Origin of the sequence: Kitasatospora sp. YST-16 (genome assembly GCF_026802215.1) — a bacterium.
Lineage (GTDB): Bacteria > Actinomycetota > Actinomycetes > Streptomycetales > Streptomycetaceae > Kitasatospora > Kitasatospora cineracea.
Genome location: NZ_CP113837.1, coordinates 2,559,005 through 2,575,776, shown reverse-complemented (window position 1 = coordinate 2,575,776; position 16,772 = coordinate 2,559,005). Strand labels below are relative to the sequence as shown.

15 protein-coding genes are annotated in these 16,772 nt (G+C 73.6%); 12 read left to right on the top strand and 3 right to left on the bottom strand.

Annotation, left to right across the window (positions count from 1 at the left end):
- The first annotated feature begins 87 nt into the window (after positions 1 to 87).
- The 8 genes from hutH to hutI all read left to right on the top strand — a co-directional run bounded on the left by hutH (position 88) and on the right by hutI (position 9,100).
- Complete coding sequence (gene hutH, locus OU787_RS11585; RefSeq protein ID WP_030457257.1) at positions 88 to 1,650, top strand: histidine ammonia-lyase; 1,563 nt, start codon at positions 88 to 90, stop codon at positions 1,648 to 1,650.
- 176 nt (positions 1,651 to 1,826) lie between these two features.
- Entirely contained in the window at positions 1,827 to 2,699 is an 873-nt protein-coding gene (locus OU787_RS11580) for a MurR/RpiR family transcriptional regulator (RefSeq protein ID WP_030457256.1), read from the top strand.
- Positions 2,700 to 2,823: 124 nt separating this feature from the next.
- Entirely contained in the window at positions 2,824 to 3,144 is a 321-nt protein-coding gene (locus OU787_RS11575; protein ID WP_123818266.1) for a hypothetical protein, read from the top strand.
- Positions 3,145 to 3,220: 76 nt separating this feature from the next.
- Entirely contained in the window at positions 3,221 to 3,535 is a 315-nt protein-coding gene (locus OU787_RS11570) for an SHOCT domain-containing protein (protein ID WP_268659281.1), read from the top strand.
- A gap of 95 nt (positions 3,536 to 3,630) precedes the next feature.
- Positions 3,631 to 5,316: a urocanate hydratase gene (gene hutU, locus OU787_RS11565; RefSeq protein ID WP_268659280.1), complete on the top strand. Its 1,686-nt coding sequence runs from the start codon at positions 3,631 to 3,633 to the stop codon at positions 5,314 to 5,316.
- An 11-nt stretch (positions 5,317 to 5,327) separates the two neighbouring features.
- On the top strand, positions 5,328 to 6,515 hold the full coding sequence (locus OU787_RS11560) for an allantoate amidohydrolase (protein ID WP_030457253.1): 1,188 nt from the start codon (positions 5,328 to 5,330) through the stop codon (positions 6,513 to 6,515).
- Positions 6,500 to 7,852, top strand: coding sequence for a formimidoylglutamate deiminase (locus tag OU787_RS11555; protein WP_268659279.1), 1,353 nt, complete (start codon positions 6,500 to 6,502; stop codon positions 7,850 to 7,852). The genes OU787_RS11560 and OU787_RS11555 overlap by 16 nt, the downstream gene beginning before the upstream one ends.
- An 81-nt stretch (positions 7,853 to 7,933) precedes the next feature.
- On the top strand, positions 7,934 to 9,100 hold the full coding sequence (hutI, locus tag OU787_RS11550; protein WP_268659278.1) for an imidazolonepropionase: 1,167 nt from the start codon (positions 7,934 to 7,936) through the stop codon (positions 9,098 to 9,100).
- A gap of 7 nt (positions 9,101 to 9,107) precedes the next feature.
- Here hutI and OU787_RS11545 read toward each other — a convergent pair whose 3' ends face one another.
- Positions 9,108 to 10,616: a peptide MFS transporter gene (locus OU787_RS11545; protein WP_268659277.1), complete on the bottom strand. Its 1,509-nt coding sequence runs from the start codon at positions 10,614 to 10,616 to the stop codon at positions 9,108 to 9,110.
- A gap of 316 nt (positions 10,617 to 10,932) precedes the next feature.
- On the opposite strand from OU787_RS11545, the gene OU787_RS11540 reads away from it, so the two are divergent.
- Positions 10,933 to 11,607: a response regulator transcription factor gene (locus OU787_RS11540; protein ID WP_014136090.1), complete on the top strand. Its 675-nt coding sequence runs from the start codon at positions 10,933 to 10,935 to the stop codon at positions 11,605 to 11,607.
- Positions 11,608 to 11,731: 124 nt separating this feature from the next.
- The gene (locus OU787_RS11535; protein ID WP_030457249.1) at positions 11,732 to 12,970 is read left to right on the top strand and encodes an ATP-binding protein; all 1,239 of its coding nucleotides are present in this window, start codon (positions 11,732 to 11,734) and stop codon (positions 12,968 to 12,970) included.
- A 34-nt stretch (positions 12,971 to 13,004) separates the two neighbouring features.
- Here OU787_RS11535 and OU787_RS11530 read toward each other — a convergent pair whose 3' ends face one another.
- Complete coding sequence (locus OU787_RS11530) at positions 13,005 to 13,526, bottom strand: GtrA family protein (protein WP_035953431.1); 522 nt, start codon at positions 13,524 to 13,526, stop codon at positions 13,005 to 13,007.
- A gap of 184 nt (positions 13,527 to 13,710) precedes the next feature.
- On the opposite strand from OU787_RS11530, the gene OU787_RS11525 reads away from it, so the two are divergent.
- Complete coding sequence (locus OU787_RS11525; protein WP_268659276.1) at positions 13,711 to 14,868, top strand: 5-(carboxyamino)imidazole ribonucleotide synthase; 1,158 nt, start codon at positions 13,711 to 13,713, stop codon at positions 14,866 to 14,868.
- Here the strand turns inward: OU787_RS11525 and OU787_RS11520 are convergent.
- On the bottom strand, positions 14,841 to 16,106 hold the full coding sequence (locus tag OU787_RS11520; RefSeq protein ID WP_268659275.1) for an RNA-guided endonuclease InsQ/TnpB family protein: 1,266 nt from the start codon (positions 16,104 to 16,106) through the stop codon (positions 14,841 to 14,843). The genes OU787_RS11525 and OU787_RS11520 overlap by 28 nt on opposite strands.
- A 132-nt stretch (positions 16,107 to 16,238) precedes the next feature.
- On the opposite strand from OU787_RS11520, the gene purE reads away from it, so the two are divergent.
- Entirely contained in the window at positions 16,239 to 16,766 is a 528-nt protein-coding gene (gene purE / locus OU787_RS11515; protein ID WP_268659274.1) for a 5-(carboxyamino)imidazole ribonucleotide mutase, read from the top strand.
- Positions 16,767 to 16,772 lie beyond the last annotated feature (6 nt).

Below are 16,772 nucleotides of genomic sequence, written 5' to 3'. Positions count from 1 at the left end.
CCAGTCAACCACCGGCGGCTGGCCGGACGGGGTGCGCGACGCTGCTTGTCACATCACCATTCACCTGATGAGATTGTGCATATGGATATGCACAGTGTGGTCGTCCGGGTCGGCAAGGCCGACGTCAGCGCCGAGGACGTCCTCGCCGTCGCCCGCGGCGGGGCCCGGGTGGAGATCGGGCCGGACGCGCTCGCCGAGATGGCCGCCGCGCGGGCCCGGATCGACGCGCTGGCCGCCGAGCCGCGGCCGGTGTACGGCGTGTCGACCGGCTTCGGGGCGCTCGCGGTGCGGCACATCAGCCCCGAACTGCGGGCCCAGCTGCAGCGCTCGCTGGTGCGCTCGCACGCCGCGGGCATGGGGCCGGTGGTGGAGACCGAGGTGGTCCGGGCGCTGGTGTTCCTGCGGATGAAGACCCTGGCCTCCGGCCGCACCGGCGTGCGCCCGCTGGTCGCCGAGACGATGGCCGCCCTGCTGAACGCCCGGATCACCCCCGCGGTGCGCGAGTTCGGCTCGCTGGGCTGCTCCGGCGACCTCGCCCCGCTCTCGCACTGCGCGCTGGTGCTGATGGGCGAGGGCACCGCGTTCGGCCCGGACGGGGTGGAGAAGCCCGCCGCCGAACTGCTCGCCGCCGCCGGGATCGCCCCCGTCGAACTGCTGGAGAAGGAGGGCCTGGCCCTCATCAACGGCACCGACGGCATGCTCGGCATGCTGGTGATGGCGCTCGCCGACCTGCGCCGGCTCTACACCACCGCCGACGTCACCGCCGCGATGAGCCTGGAGGCGCTGCTCGGCACCGACAAGGTGCTCGCCCCCGAACTGCACGCCCCGATCCGCCCGCACCCCGGGCAGGCCGCCGCCGCCGCCAACATGCTGGCCGTGCTGCGCGGCTCCGGCCTGACCGGCCACCACCAGGACGACGCGCCGCGGGTCCAGGACGCGTACTCGATCCGCTGCGCCCCGCAGGTCGCCGGCGCCGGCCGGGACACCCTGGCGCACGCCGCGCTGGTCGCCGAACGGGAACTGGCCGCCTCGGTGGACAACCCGGTGGTGCTGCCCGACGGCCGGGTCGAGTCGAACGGCAACTTCCACGGCGCGCCGGTCGGCTACGTGCTGGACTTCCTGGCGATCGCCGCCGCCGACCTGGCCTCGATCTCCGAGCGGCGCACCGACCGGCTGCTGGACAAGGCCCGCTCGCACGGCCTGCCCGCCTTCCTGGCCGACGACCCGGGCGTCGACTCCGGCCTGATGATCGCCCAGTACACCCAGGCCGCGCTGGTCAGCGAGAACAAGCGGCTCGCGGTGCCCGCCTCGGTCGACTCCATCCCGTCCTCGGCGATGCAGGAGGACCACGTCTCGATGGGCTGGTCCGCGGCCCGCAAGCTGCGCCAGGCGGTGGCCAACCTCGGGCGGGTGCTCGCGGTGGAACTCGTCGCCTCCGCACGGGCGTTGGAGATCCGGGAGCAGGCCGCCGAGCAGCCGGGCGCGCTCGCCCCGGCGACCGCCGCCGCGGTCGCCGCCGCCCGCGCGGCCGGCGTCGGCGGACCGGGCCGGGACCGTTTCCTCTCCCCGGACCTGGAGGCCGCCGCCGACCTGGTCGCCTCCGGCGCGCTGCTGGAGGCGGTCGAGCAGGTCACCGGACCGCTGGCCTGACCGGCCGCGAAACGGGCGGGCCGGGCGGTGGGCGGGCGGCGCACCCGCCGGCTCGCGCTCCGGAGCCGCCCGTCCCGCCAGGCGATACGGGATTGCCCACCTGGCGGGACTGCGCCACAGTCGTCCCACCGTCGAAGCCACCGGCGACCGCCCAACCGAGCGTGGAGGTAGCGCACATGACCGCCCTGGACGAGACCGGCACCGCCACCGGGCCCTCCGCCCGGCTGCTCCACCTCTTCGAGGGCCACCGCCTCACGCCCACCCAGCGGCGGATCGCCCACTCGCTGGTCCGGCACGCCGCCGAGGCGCCGTTCCTGTCCAGCGTGGAGGTCGCCGAACTGGCCGGGGTCAGCCAGCCCTCGGTGACCAGGTTCGCGGTCGCGCTCGGCTACGACGGCTACCCGGCGCTGCGCAAGCAGCTGCGCGAGCTCGGCGTCGGCGAGCCGGGCACCCCCGAGAGCCACCACGACGTGGTGCGCAACGAGCACCAGCAGGCCGTGCTGGCCGAGATCGAGCACCTGCGCCACCTCGCCGAACTGCTCGCCGACCCGGCCCCGATCGTCCGGGCCGCCCGGATCCTGGCCGCCTCCCGCCCGCTGCCCGTGCTCGGCCTGCGGGCCGCCTCCGCGCAGGCCCGCGGCTTCGCGTACTTCGCGGGCAAGGTGCACCCCGACATCCGGCTGCTCGACGAGGGCGGCTCGATGCTCGCCGACCGGCTGGAGCAGGTCGCCGCCGCCGGGGCCACCGCGCTGCTCTGCTTCGCGCTGCCGCGCTACCCGCGCGAGCTGATGGACGCCCTCGCGGTGGCCCGGGAGTGCGGGCTGACGGTGCTCACCGTCGCCGACTCGGCGTTCGCCCCCGTCGCCAAGCTCTCCGACGTCCTGCTGCCCGCCGCCGTCGGCACCGGCCTGGTCTTCGACACCGCGTGCGCGCCGATGATGCTCGGCCGGGTCCTGCTGCAGACCATGTGCGACGAACTGCCGGACGCCGAAGCCCGGCTGGAGGCGATCGAGCAGTCCGCGACGGCCCGTCAACTCTTCCTGGACTGACACCCGTTGTTCGCCGAATGACACCTTTCCACCGGGTTGGCGACGGGCGGTGAGCGGGCATGCCTCTCGGTAGGGAGAAGACAGCTTGGACGGGGGAAGTCCAATGCCACCGCCGATCCACCAGATGAGACTCACCGGCCGGCTCGGTTCCGGGGCCGACGAATGGTCCTGCCCGCTCTGCGGCCGCCGCATCGCGCTGCGCCGCCTGCCCGACCCCGAACTGATCGTCCTCGACCCGGGCGACGAGGAGGCCGTGCACATCGGCGTCCTGGAGCCCGGCGACCCGGCCTCCGAGGCCGCCGCCGCCCGCTACGGCGTCGGCCCGGTCCAGCACATCCCGCGCCCCCCGGCCCGCCCCGGCCAGCCGACCCCCGAGCCCGACGCGGCCGACCGCCGCTGGCTGGCCGAGATCGGCATCGACTGGGACGGCGACGAGGCGGCCTGAGCCACCGCCCGCGGCGGCGCGGACGGGAGCAGACTGGAGGTGGCGCACCGGACGGGTGCGGTGGCGGGTGAGGGCGATGAGGTACTGGCACCACGGGCCCCGCGGCGGAATGCCGTGGGTGTGGCCCGGGATCGCGTTCCTGCTGTTCGGGCTGCTGCTGGTGGTCCTGCTGGCCGTGCTGTGGCGGGTGGCCGGGCAGCACCGGACGACCGGCGTCCCGGCGCCCCGGTGGGGGAGCGCCCCGCCGCCGGCCCGGCACGCCGAGGCGGAGCGGCTGCTGGGCGAACGGCTGGCCCGGGGCGAGATCGAGGTCGAGGAGTACCGGCGGCGGCTGGCCGCGCTGCGCGGCGAGCCGGGGGAGGAGGGGGCCGCGGGGAAGGGGCCGGACTGATCCGCGGGCGCGGGACTCTGGCCGGGCCGCTGCTGTTTGGATATATTCAGCCTCGTTGATCGTGAATGGAATCCATCCGGCAGAGAGGCTGGCCCATGGCAGAGCAGACGAGCGGCCCGCGCGAGGTCCGCGCGGCCCGGGGCACCGGGCTGAGCACGCAGGGCTGGCAGCAGGAGGCCGCCCTGCGGATGCTGATGAACAACCTGGACCCGGAGGTCGCCGAGCACCCCTCCAAGCTGGTGGTCTACGGCGGCACCGGCAAGGCCGCCCGGGACTGGCGCTCCTTCGACGCGATGGTGCGGACCCTGCAGGGCCTCAAGCAGGACGAGACCATGCTGGTCCAGTCCGGCCGCCCGGTCGGCGTGATGCGGACCCACGAGTGGGCGCCGCGGGTGCTGATCGCCAACTCCAACCTGGTCGGCGACTGGGCGAACTGGGAGGAGTTCCGCCGCCTGGAGTCGCTCGGCCTCACCATGTACGGCCAGATGACCGCCGGATCCTGGATCTACATCGGCACCCAGGGCATCCTGCAGGGCACCTACGAGACCTTCGCCGCCGTGGCGAACAAGAAGTTCGGCGGCACGCTGGAGGGCACGATCACCCTCACCGCCGGCCTCGGCGGCATGGGCGGCGCCCAGCCGCTGGCCGTCACCATGAACGGCGGCGTGGCGATCTGCATCGACTGCGACCCGTCCCGGATCGCCCGCCGGATCGAGCACCGCTACCTCGACGTCGAGGCCCGCAACCTCGACCACGCCCTGCAGCTGGCCGTCGAGGCCCGCGACAAGCGGCAGCCGCTCTCCATCGGCCTGCTCGGCAACGCCGCCGACCTGCTGCCGCAGCTGCTCGCCACGGACGCCCCGATCGACATCGTCACCGACCAGACGAGCGCCCACGACCCGCTCGCCTACCTGCCCACCGGCGTCGCCTTCGAGGACATGGCGGCCTACGCGGCCGACAAGCCCGCCGAGTTCACCACCCGGGCCCGCGAGTCGATGGCCCGGCACGTGGAGGCGATGGTCGGCTTCCAGGACCGCGGCGCGGAGGTCTTCGACTACGGCAACTCGATCCGCGGCGAGGCCCAACTCGCCGGGTACGACCGGGCGTTCGCCTTCCCCGGGTTCGTCCCCGCGTACATCCGGCCGCTGTTCTGCGAGGGCAAGGGCCCGTTCCGCTGGGCCGCGCTCTCCGGCGACCCGAAGGACATCCACAAGACCGACAAGGCCGTCCTCGACCTGTTCCCGGAGAACGAGTCGCTGCACCGCTGGATCACCATGGCCCAGGAGAAGGTGCACTTCCAGGGCCTGCCCGCGCGGATCTGCTGGCTCGGCTACGGCGAGCGCGACAAGGCCGGCGAGCGGTTCAACGACATGGTGGCCTCCGGCGAGCTGTCCGCGCCGATCGTGATCGGCCGCGACCACCTGGACTGCGGCTCGGTCGCCTCCCCCTACCGGGAGACCGAGGCGATGCTCGACGGCTCCGACGCGATCGCCGACTGGCCGCTGCTCAACGCCATGGTCAACGTCGCCTCCGGCGCCTCCTGGGTCTCCATCCACCACGGCGGCGGCGTCGGCATCGGCCGCTCGATCCACGCCGGGCAGGTCACCGTCGCCGACGGCACCGCGCTGGCCGGCGAGAAGATCCGCCGGGTCCTCACCAACGACCCCGGCATGGGCGTCATCCGGCACGTCGACGCCGGCTACGACCGGGCGGACGAGGTCGCTGCGGAGCGGGGCGTTCACATCCCCATGAACGAGCGCAGCCCGATGGCGGAGCTGTGAGCTTCGACGCGATGTGGGCGGAGCTGCTCCCCGTGGGCCGCTCCGCCGCCACCGGCGGCTACCGGCGGCACGCCTGGAACTCCGCCGACGCCGAGGGCCGGGCCTGGTTCGAGCAGCAGGCCCGGTCCCGGGGCCTGGCGTACGAGATCGACCGCAACGGCAACCAGTGGGCCTGGCACGGGGACCCGGCCGCCGGGAACGCCGTGGTCACCGGCTCGCACCTGGACTCCGTCCCCGACGGTGGCGCCTACGACGGGCCGCTCGGGGTCGTCTCCGCCTTCGCCGCCCTCGACGAACTGCGCGCCCGCGGGGCCGGGTTCACCCGCCCGCTGGCGGTCGTCAACTTCGCCGACGAGGAGGGCGCCCGGTTCGGCGTCGCCTGCGTCGGCTCCCGGCTGGCCACCGGCGCGCTCGACCGGGACGCCGCGTACGCGCTGCGCGACGCCGACGGCGTCCGGCTGCCCGACGCCATGGAGAAGGCCGGGCACGACCCGGCGCTGATCGGCGCCGACCCCGAACGGCTCGGCCGGATCGGCGCGTTCGTCGAACTCCACGTCGAACAGGGCCGGTACCTCACCGAGCGGCAGCCGGTCGGCGTGGCCGGCGCGATCTGGCCGCACGGGCGGTGGCGGTTCGACTTCCACGGCGAGGCCAACCACGCCGGCACCACCCTGCTCGCCGACCGCCGCGACCCGATGCTCACCTACGCCACCACGGTGCTCGCCGCCCGCAAGAAGGCCCGGCTGGCCGGGGCGCTCGCCACCTTCGGCAAGGTCGCCGTCGAACCCAACGGCACCAACGCGATCGCCTCGCTGGTCCGCGGCTGGCTGGACTCGCGCGCCCCCGACGAGCAGACCCTGCACCAACTGGTCGAGGGCATCGAGCAGTCGGCGGTCGAGCGGGGCGGGCGCGACGGCGTCCGGGTCGAGCTCACCCGCGAGTCGTACACCCCCGTGGTCGACTTCGACGGCCCGCTGCGCGACCGCCTCGCCGCCCTGCTCGGCGCCCCCGTGCTGCCCACCGGCGCGGGACACGACGCCGGGATCCTGGCCGCCGCCGTCCCGACCGCCATGCTGTTCGTGCGCAACCCCAGCGGGGTCTCGCACTCCCCGGCCGAACACGCCGAACGGGCCGACTGCCACGCCGGCGTCACCGCCCTGGCCGACGTACTGGAGGACCTCGCATGCCGGCCGTCGTGACGTACTGGGCCGAACACGCCTGGCTGCCGCACCGGGGCGGCCCGGCCGTCCGGCCCGAGGTGCTGATCACCGCCGGCCCGGACGGCCGGATCACCGGGGTCGTCCCCGACAGCGGGCCCTGCCCCGCCGGGGCGGTCCGGCTGGCCGGGCTCGCCCTGCCCGGCCAGGCCAACGCGCACTCGCACGCCTTCCACCGGGCGCTGCGCTCCACCGTGCAGGTCGGCTCGGGCACCTTCTGGACCTGGCGCGACACCATGTACAAGGCCGCCGCCGCGCTCGACCCCGACCGCTACCTGGCGCTCGCCACCGCCGTCTACGCCGAGATGGCGCTCGCCGGGATCACCGCCGTCGGCGAGTTCCACTACCTGCACCACGCGCCCGGCGGCGCCCGCTACGCCGACCCCAACGCGATGGGCGCGGCCCTGGTCGAGGCCGCCGCCCGGGCCGGCATCCGGATCACCCTGCTCGACACCTGCTACCTGTCGTCCGGGTTCGGCGCCGGACCCACCGGGCCCCAACTCCGGTTCTCCGACGGGGACGCCGACGCCTGGGCCGAACGGGCCTCCGCCCTGGCCGGCGCCGAGCACGCCCGGATCGGCGCCGCCGTGCACAGCGTCCGGGCCGTCCCCGCCGGGCAGTTGGACACCGTCGCGCAGTGGGCCGCCACCCGCGGCGCCCCGCTGCACGTCCACCTCTCCGAGCAGACCGCCGAGAACGACGCCTGCCTCGCCGCGCACGGCGTCACCCCGACCCGGCTGCTCGCCGACCACGGCGTGCTCGGCCCGCGCACCTCCGCCGTGCACGCCACCCACCTCACCGACGAGGACGTCCGGCTGCTCGCCGAGACCGGCACCACCATCTGCATGTGCCCCACCACCGAACGGGACCTCGCCGACGGCATCGGCCCGGCCCGGCGGCTCGCCTCGGCCGGCTGCCCGGTCACGCTCGGCTCCGACAGCCACGCCGTGATCGACCCGTTCGAGGAGGCCCGCGCCCTCGAACTCGACGAGCGCCTGCGCACCCGCACCCGCGGCCACTGGACCGCGAACGCCCTGCTGAAGGCCGGCACCGCCGACGGCCACGCCTCGCTCGGCTGGCCCGAGGCCGGCCGCCTGGAGGCCGGCGCGCTCGCCGACTTCTGCGTCCTCGCCCTCGACACCGTCCGCACGGCCGGGGCGCCGCCCGTGCTCGGCGCCGAGACCGCGGTCTTCGCGGCGGGCGCGGCCGACGTCCGCCACCTGGTGGTCGGCGGGCGGCACGTCGTCCGGGACGGCGTGCACCGGCTCGTCCCGGAGACCGGGCGGGCGCTCGCCGCGGCCATCGGCGCCCTGCGGTAACGACGCCCCGCGGCAACGGCCCGCCCCCCGTCCGACCGCCCCCGCCGGGGCGCCCGACTCCCGTGAAGGACCAGCGCGTTCATGAGCCTGCTCATCAGCAACATCGGTTCGCTCGTTACCAACGACCCGGCCCTGGGCGAGGGCCCGCTCGGGCTGCTCGCCGACGCCGCCGTGGTGGTGGACGGCGAGCGGATCGCCTGGGTGGGCCCGGCCGCGGCCGCGCCCGCCGCCGACGAACACGCCGACGCGGGCGGCCGGGCCCTGCTGCCCGGCTTCGTGGACAGCCACTCGCACCTGCTGTTCGCGGGCGACCGGACCGCCGAGTTCAACGCCCGGATGTCGGGGCGGGCGTACAGCGCGGGCGGCATCCGCACCACCGTCGCCGCCACCAGGGCCGCCCCGGACGCCGAGCTGAACGCCAACCTGACCCGCTACCTGGCCGAGATGCTGCACCAGGGCACCACCACCGTCGAGGTGAAGTCCGGCTACGGGCTGAGCACCGAGGACGAGGCCCGGGCCCTGCGGATCGCCGCCGGGCACACCGCCGAGACCACCTACCTGGGGGCGCACGTGGTGGCGCCCGAGTACGCGGACGACCCGGCCGGGTACGTCGAGCTGGTGACGGGCGAGATGCTGGCGGCCTGCGCCCCGTACGCCCGCTGGGTGGACGTGTTCTGCGAGCGCGGCGCCTTCGACGGCGACCAGGCGCGGGCGGTGCTGACCGCCGGGAAGGCCGCGGGCCTGCTGCCCCGGGTGCACGCCAACCAGCTCGGCCACGGCCCCGGCGTGCAGCTCGCGGTGGAGCTGGGCGCCGCGTCCGCCGACCACTGCACCCACCTGACCGACGCGGACGTCGCCGCGCTGGCCGGCGGCGAGACGGTGGCCACCCTGCTGCCGGGCGCCGAGTTCTCCACCCGGGCGCCCTACCCGGACGGCCGCCGGCTGCTGGACGCGGGCGCCGCCCTCGCGCTGTCCACCGACTGCAACCCGGGCTCCAGCTTCACCAGCTCGATGCCGTTCTGCGTGGCCGTCGCCGTCCGCGAGATGGGCCTGACCCCCGACGAGGCGGTGCACGCCGCCACCGCGGGCGGCGCGCTCGCGCTGCGCCGCACCGACGTGGGCCGGATCGCCCCCGGCGCCCGGGCGGACCTGCACCTGCTGGACGCGCCCTCGCACGTCCACCTGGCCTACCGCCCGGGCGTCCCGCTGACCGCCGCCGTGTGGCAGGGCGGCGTCCGCAAGGTGTGACGCCCGGTCAGCGGACGTCGCCCATCAGCTTCCCGACCCGGCCGCGGGCGGCGAACAGGCCGACGCCCGCGGCCACCGCCAGCACGCCCTGGACGGCGAAGTACCAGGTCGAGCCGACCACGTCGTCGCCGAGCAGCAGCTGGGCCAGGGCGGCCACGCAGTCGCCCGCGGTGACGGCCAGGAACCAGACGCCCATCATCTGGCTGGCGTACTTGGCGGGCGCCAGCTTGGTGGTGACGGACAGGCCGACCGGGGAGAGGGTCAGCTCGCCGGTGGTCTGGATCAGGTACACCACGGCCAGCCAGAGCGGCGAGACCTTGACGCCGCCCGAGGCCGCCGCCATGGCGAGCATCATCACCAGGAAGGACGCGCCGATCATCAGCAGGCCGAAGGCGAACTTCGCGGTGGTGGAGGGGTTGCGGCCGCGCCGGGCGGCGGCGTTCCACAGCCAGGCGAAGACCGGGGCCAGCGCCATGATGTACAGCGGGTTCAGCGACTGGAACCAGCTGGAGGGGAAGGAGAAGCCGAACAGGCTCCCGGCGGTGTTCCGCTCGGCGAACACGCTCAGGGTGGACCCGGACTGGTCGTAGATCATCCAGAACACCGCGGCGGCCGCGAAGAACCACAGGTAGCCGCCCATCCGGGAGCGCTCCGCGCCGGTCAGGTCGCGGTCGCGGCGGATCCGGGCGAACACCAGCACGGGGATCGCGATGCCGGCCAGCGACAGCGGCCAGATCGCCCAGGAGACGGTGAAGTGCCCGGTGCCGGCCACCACGCCGTAGAACACGGCGGCGGCGGCCAGCCAGATCCCGGCCTTGCGCAGCACCGCGCGGCGCTCGTCCCGGCTCATCGGCGCGGCGACGACGTTCGAGGCCGGGCTGAGGTGGCGGCTGCCCAGCAGGTACTGGACCAGGCCCAGCGCCATGCCGACACCCGCCAGCGCGAAGCCCAGGTGCCAGTCGACCTGCTGGCCGACGGTGCCGATCACCAGCGGCGCGAGGAAGGCGCCGAGGTTGATGCCCATGTAGAAGATGGTGAAGCCGCCGTCGCGGCGCGAGTCGTCGTCCTTGTCGTAGAGCTGGCCGACCATCGTGGAGATGTTGGCCTTCAGCAGGCCGGAACCGATCGCGATCGGGACCAGGCCGGCGAAGAAGAACCCCTTGCTGGGGACGGCGAGCATGAAGTGCCCGACCATGATGATCAACCCGCCGAGGGCGACGGTGCGCCGGGCGCCGAGCAGCCGGTCGGCGATCCAGCCGCCGGGCAGCGCGAGCAGGTAGACCATGGCGTTGTAGACCGAGTACACGGCGGCGGCGGTGGCCGCCGGGACCTCCAGGCCGCCCTTGGCCGCCTCGGTGGTCATGTAGACCACCAGCAGGGCCCGCATGCCGTAGAAGCTGAAGCGCTCCCAGGTCTCGGTCATGAAGAGGGTGGCCAGGCCGCGGGGGTGGCCGAGGAAGGTCCGTCCGGGGGTGGGGGAGGGCCGTACCTCGGACTCCAGGGTGGTCGAAGCCATGCTGATTCCTTGCCTGTTTTCTCGGGTTCCCCACCACTCTAAGTCGCGGATTCGACCGACTGCGGAGAGTGAATGGTATGCAGAAGGTAAAGTCTGGCGGCCGTGCGCCGTGCATTTTGATGCCGTGGCCGGAAGATTGCCTGCGATGCCAAGGGTGCTGCGAAGAATGTCCGTGAAAGTACAGTTGCTGCCGCAGGGGCCTGCCGATCGCAGATGATCACCGGCTGTGACGGTGTTCACAGCGCCCGGCCCGGGCGCGCCGGGACTGCCCGAGACCCTCTGATCAGCGGCCGCCGCGCGGTCTACCATCGCCCCTATGACCTGTGTGCTGCTGGCCGAGGACGACCCGGCAATCTCCGAACCGCTGGCCCGCGCCCTGCGCCGCGAGGGCTACGAGGTGCTCGTCCGCGAGGACGGACCGGCCGCCCTGGGCGCCGGCCTCAGCGAGGACGTCGACCTGATCGTGCTCGACCTCGGGCTCCCCGAGATGGACGGCTTGGAGGTGTGCCGGCGGCTGCGCGCCGACGGCAAGAGCTTCCCCGTCCTGGTGCTCACCGCCCGCGCCGACGAGGTGGACACCGTGGTCGGCCTGGACGCCGGCGCCGACGACTACGTCACCAAGCCGTTCCGGCTGGCCGAACTGCTCGCCCGGGTCCGGGCCCTGCTCCGCCGCGGCAACGTGGACCAGCTGACCACCGGCGCGCACGGCGTCAAGATCGACATCGAGTCGCACCGCGCCTGGCTCGGCGAGGAGGAACTCACCCTCTCCGCCAAGGAGTTCGAGCTGCTGCGGGTCCTGGTGCGGGACGCCGGACGGGTCGTCACCCGCGAGGAGATCATGCGCCAGGTCTGGGACACCACCTGGTGGACCTCCACCAAGACCCTGGACATGCACATCTCCTGGCTGCGCAAGAAGCTCGGCGACGACGCCGCGAACCCGCGCTACATCGCCACCGTGCGCGGCGTGGGCTTCCGCTTCGAGAAGAACTGACCGGAGCCCGAGAAGAACTGACCGGAGTCCGAGAAGGACCGGCCGGAGTTCGAGGAGAACCGACCGGAGGACCCGCGGCGGACCCGACCGCGGCGGCCCGAACCGAACCGAAGGGCCGCCAGGCGTGAAGCGCAGGATGATCAACTCGCTGCTGGGCGTCGTCCTGGTGGTGGTCACGGTGTTCTGCGTGCCGCTGGCCCTGATCGAGAAGCAGTCGATCGTCAACGCCGCCAACGACCGGGTGGACGCGGTGGCGGTCCGGGTGCTCGGCCTGGTCGAGAGCCGGCTCGCCGCGGGCGAGCCGGTCAGCGGCGAGAAGTTCGCCGCCGTCGTCACCGACGAGTACTACGTCACCGTGGACATCCCCGGGCAGCCGCAGATCGCCCTCGGCCAGCCGGTCCGGGGCGACGCGCTGTCCGCCACCGAGCCCGGCGCCAGCGGGGAGACCGTCACCGTCGCGCAGTCCCGCACCGCGCTCGACCACGAGATCGGCAACATGCTGCTGCTGCTCGGCGTGGTCGCGCTGCTCGCCGTCCAGGCCGCCGTGGCGCTCGCCGTCTGGCAGGCCAAGCGCCTCGCCCGGCCGCTCACCGACCTCGCCGAGACCGCCGAGCGCCTCGGCTCCGGCGACCCCCGCCCGCAGGGCCGCCGCTACGGCGTGCCCGAACTCGACCGGATCGCCGAGGTGCTGGACACCAGCGCCGAACGGATCGCCCGGATGCTCACCGCCGAACGCCGGCTCGCCGCCGACGCCTCGCACCAGCTGCGCACCCCGCTCACCGCGCTCTCCATGCGGCTGGAGGAGATCACCGCGCTCGCCGAGGACCCCGGCACCGTCCGCGAGGAGGCCGCGATCGGCCTCCAGCAGGTCGAGCGGCTCACCGACGTGGTGCAGCGGCTGCTCACCAACCAGCGCGACCCGGGCAGCCCCACCGCGGTGACCTTCGGGCTCGACGAGGTGGTCAAGCAGCAGGTCGAGGAGTGGGCCCCGACCCTGCGCGACAGCGGCCGCCGGCTGGCCATCGAGGGCCTGCGCGACGCCCGGGTGATCGGCACCCCCGGCACCGTCTCCCAGGTGCTCGCCACCCTGATCGAGAACTCGCTGATGCACGGCGCCGGCACCATCACGCTGCGGGTGCGCCGCTCCGGCAGCTCGGTGGTCGCCGAGGTCCAGGACGAGGGCGCGGGCGTCCCCCGCGAACTCGGCAACCGGGTCTTCGAACGGGCGGTCAGCGGCCGCAACTCCACCGGCATCGGACTGGCCGTCGCCCGCGACCTGGCCGAAGCCGACGGCGGCCGCCTCGAACTGCTGTCGCTGCGGCCGCCGGTGTTCGCGCTGTTCCTCGCGCACGGGGGCGAATGAGCCTGCCCCGCGGGGGAGTTCGCGGTGGGGTGCCTCAGTTCGCCAGGGTGCGGCTCGGCCCGGCGGCCAGCAGCAGCTCCGCCTCCTGCACCACGGCGGGCTCCTCCAGCTCCGGCATCGCCTTGAACACCCAGGTGCGGTAGGAGACGAAGCGGAACACGGTGGCCACCACCAGGCCCAGCACCTTGCCGCCCATCTTCTCGAACGGGGTGTCCAGGCCCAGGACGTACTGGGTGAAGCCCAGGGTGCCGGTCTCGATCAGCATGCCGATGCCGCTGAACAGCAGGAAGAGGGTGATCTCCCGCTTGCGGGAGGCGGCGTCGCGGTCCCGGTACAGCCAGTACCGGTAGCCCAGGTAGTTGGTGGCGATGGCCACCAGCGTCGCGGCGATGTTGGAGCGCAGCGAGGCCAGGCCGACGCCGTTGGTGAGGATCCAGAACAGGCCGAAGTTGACCACCACGCCGCTGGCACCGATCACGGCGAAGCCGATCGCCTCGGCGGACAGCCCGCGCATCCGCTGGGTCAGGGAGGGACGCGTCTCGGTGCTGGTCGTCATCCGGGCTGTCTCCGTCTGCTTCACATGATCGGATAAGTGGTGTTCTACGATCCGGCCCACCAGGCTACCCGCAATCCCCGCGGCCTCACCCCCGCCCCGGTGCGAGAAGCCCCGCCGCACGCCGGAACGGGCGTCGCGCCCGCCGGTGCCGAGCCCTCCCACCGGCCCGGATATCCTGGAGCGCGTGACTGTAGCGGGCAATGCGAACTTTCCAGTGGTCGGAGTCATCGGCGGCGGGCAGCTCGCCCGCATGATGCACCAGGCGGGCATCCCGCTGGGCATCCGCTTCAAACTCCTCGCCGACACCCCCCAGGAGTCGGCCGCGCAGGTGGTCGGCACCACCGTGCTCGGCGACTACCGCGACCTCGACACGCTGCGGGCCTTCGCCGCCGACTGCGACGTGATCACCTTCGACCACGAGCACGTGCCCACCGAGCACCTGCGCACCCTCCAGGCCGAGGGCATCGCCGTCCGCCCCGGGCCAAACGCGCTGGTCAACGCCCAGGACAAGGGCGTCATGCGGGCCAAGCTCGACTCCATCGGCGTCCCCTGCCCCCGGCACCGGCTGGTCGCCGACCCGGCCGACGTCACCGCCTTCGCCGCCGAGGGCGAGGGGTACCCCGTCGTGCTGAAGACCGTCCGCGGCGGCTACGACGGCAAGGGCGTCTGGGTCGTCGAGGACGAGAACGAGGCCGCCGCCCCCTTCCTGGCCGGCGTCCCCGTCCTGGCCGAGGAGAAGGTCGACTTCCTGCGCGAACTCGCCGCCAACGTGGTCCGCTCGCCCAGCGGCCAGGCCGTCGCCTACCCGGTCGTCGAGTCCGTCCAGGAGAACGGCATCTGCGCCGAGGTCACCGCCCCCGCGCCCGGCCTCGACCCCGCCCTCTCCGACGAGGCCCAGCAGCTCGCCCTGCGGATCGCCGGCGAGCTCGACATCACCGGCCACCTCGCCGTCGAGCTCTTCCAGACCCGCGACGGCCGCATCCTGGTCAACGAGCTCGCCATGCGCCCGCACAACTCCGGCCACTGGACCCAGGACGGCGCCGTCACCTCCCAGTTCGAGAACCACCTGCGCGCCGTCCTCGACCTCCCCCTCGGCGACCCCCACCCCCGCGCCAAGTGGACCGTCATGGTCAACGTCCTCGGCGGCGACTACCCCGACATGTACCGCGCCTTCCTGCACTGCATGGCCCGCGACCCCGGCCTCAAGATCCACATGTACGGAAAGGACGTGAAGCCCGGCCGCAAGGTCGGCCACGTCAACGTCTTCGGGGACGACCTCGAAGACGTCCGCGAGCGCGCCCGCCACGCGGCCGCCTACCTGCGAGGAACGATCACCGATTGACCTGGAAGTCCCCTCGGCCTCGCGGCCGGGCCGCCGCGCACGAGCGCGGCGGTCGGGACGACTTCCTGCTTCACCGACGACTGCCCGCCCGGAGTGCTCCGTTGAGGTCCTACGCCGTCTCCACAGGCTGCAACCGCCAGTCCGGCGGCCAGGATGTTGCGCGCCGCATTGACGTCCCGGTCGTGGACGGCGCCGCAGGCGCACTCCCACGTGCGGACGTGCAGCGGCAGGTGGTCGCGGACGGTGCCGCACACACCGCACAGCTTGGAGCTGGGGAACCACCGGTCGACGACGACCAGCTCCCGGCCGTACCAGGCGCACTTGTACGCCAGCATGCTCCGGAGTTCGGCCCAACCCGCATCAGCCACCGCACGGGCGAGCCGACGGTTCCTGAGCATCCCGCGCACCGGCAGGTCCTCGACCACGACCGCTTGGTTCTCACGGACGAGCCGAGTGCTCAGCTGGTGCAGGAAGTCCCGGCGCCGGTCGGCGATCCGGGCGTGGATGCGGGCCACCTTGCGGCGGGCCTTCTCCCGGTTGCTGCTGCCCGGGGCCTTGCGGGCCAGCTCGCGCTGCGCCCGGGCCAGGCGGGTACGGTCACGGCGCTCGTGCCGGGGATTGGGGACCTTCTCCCCGGTGGAGAGCACCGCCAGGTGCGCGATGCCCAGATCAACGCCCACGGCGGTGTCCAGCACGGGCAACGGCCGCACATTCGGGTCCTCGCACAGCAGCGACACAAACCAGCGCCCCGCCGCATCCCGCGAGACCGTCACCGTGGACGGCGAGACGCCCTCGGGCAGCGGCCGCGACCAGCGGATATCCAACGGTTCGGCCATCTTCGCCAGCACCAACCGCCCGTCGCGGTAGCGGAACGCCGAACGCGTGTACTCGGCGCCGGCCCGCGAGCGCTTCTTCGACTTGAACCGCGGATGCCCCGCCCGCCCCGCGAAGAAGTTCACGAACGCCGCCTGCAGGTGCCGCAGCGCCTGCTGCAACGGCACGCACGACACCTCGGACAGGAACGCCAGCTCCGCCGTCCGCTTCCACCCCGTCAGCAGCGCCGACGTCGCCCCGTACCCCACCCGCTCCCCGCGTTCCGCCCAGGCCTCCACGCGCGCGGCCAGGGCCAGGTTGTAGACCAGCCGCACGCACCCGAACGTGCGCGACAGCTCGGCCGCCTGCGCATCCGTCGGGTAACAGCGGTACCTGAAAGCCCGCTTCACGTGAGTGGTCGCCACGACACCCACGCTAGGACCCGTCACTGACAGCACGTCAGTCGATCACCTGCTGTGATGCCGGAACGTCCTGACGACAGCCCGGCCCGCCCGCCCCGGCCCAAACCCCGGGGTACCTATGAGAGGACTCTCCCTATGACGCAGCCCCCCCTTGTCGGCATCGTGATGGGCTCCGACTCCGACTGGCCCGTGATGGAGGCCGCCGCGCAGGCGCTCGACGAGTTCGAGATCCCGTACGAGGTCGACGTGGTCTCCGCGCACCGGATGCCGCGCGAGATGGTGGCGTACGGCGAGCGGGCGCACGGGCGCGGGCTGAAGGCGATCATCGCCGGGGCCGGCGGGGCCGCGCACCTGCCGGGGATGCTGGCGTCGGTGACGCCGCTGCCGGTGATCGGGGTGCCGGTGCCGCTGCGCTACCTGGACGGCATGGACAGCCTGCTGTCGATCGTCCAGATGCCCGCCGGGGTGCCGGTGGCCACCGTGTCGGTCGCGGGCGCGCGCAACGCCGGGCTGCTCGCGGTGCGGATGCTGGCCGCGTTCGACGCCGAACTCGCCGAGAAGATGGTCGAGTTCCAGGCCGAGCTGAACAGCCAGGCCACCGAGAAGGGCCGCAAGCTGCGCGCCAAGGTCGCGGGGAACGACTCCTTCGGCTTCGGCAAGTAGTAGAAC

What these genes read in the sequence shown, in the direction of transcription:
- OU787_RS11540 (WP_014136090.1), top strand. Translation starts at nt 10,933, where the DNA reads ATGACCTGTGTGCTGCTGGCCGAGGACGACCCGGCAATCTCCGAACCG.
- purE (WP_268659274.1), top strand. Translation starts at nt 16,239, where the DNA reads ATGACGCAGCCCCCCCTTGTCGGCATCGTGATGGGCTCCGACTCCGAC.
- hutH (WP_030457257.1), top strand. Translation starts at nt 88, where the DNA reads ATGCACAGTGTGGTCGTCCGGGTCGGCAAGGCCGACGTCAGCGCCGAG.
- hutI (WP_268659278.1), top strand. Translation starts at nt 7,934, where the DNA reads ATGAGCCTGCTCATCAGCAACATCGGTTCGCTCGTTACCAACGACCCG.
- OU787_RS11570 (WP_268659281.1), top strand. Translation starts at nt 3,221, where the DNA reads ATGAGGTACTGGCACCACGGGCCCCGCGGCGGAATGCCGTGGGTGTGG.
- OU787_RS11575 (WP_123818266.1), top strand. Translation starts at nt 2,824, where the DNA reads ATGAGACTCACCGGCCGGCTCGGTTCCGGGGCCGACGAATGGTCCTGC.
- OU787_RS11555 (WP_268659279.1), top strand. Translation starts at nt 6,500, where the DNA reads ATGCCGGCCGTCGTGACGTACTGGGCCGAACACGCCTGGCTGCCGCAC.
- OU787_RS11530 (WP_035953431.1), bottom strand. Translation starts at nt 13,526, where the DNA reads ATGACGACCAGCACCGAGACGCGTCCCTCCCTGACCCAGCGGATGCGC.
- OU787_RS11580 (WP_030457256.1), top strand. Translation starts at nt 1,827, where the DNA reads ATGACCGCCCTGGACGAGACCGGCACCGCCACCGGGCCCTCCGCCCGG.
- OU787_RS11545 (WP_268659277.1), bottom strand. Translation starts at nt 10,616, where the DNA reads ATGGCTTCGACCACCCTGGAGTCCGAGGTACGGCCCTCCCCCACCCCC.
- hutU (WP_268659280.1), top strand. Translation starts at nt 3,631, where the DNA reads ATGGCAGAGCAGACGAGCGGCCCGCGCGAGGTCCGCGCGGCCCGGGGC.
- OU787_RS11560 (WP_030457253.1), top strand. Translation starts at nt 5,328, where the DNA reads ATGTGGGCGGAGCTGCTCCCCGTGGGCCGCTCCGCCGCCACCGGCGGC.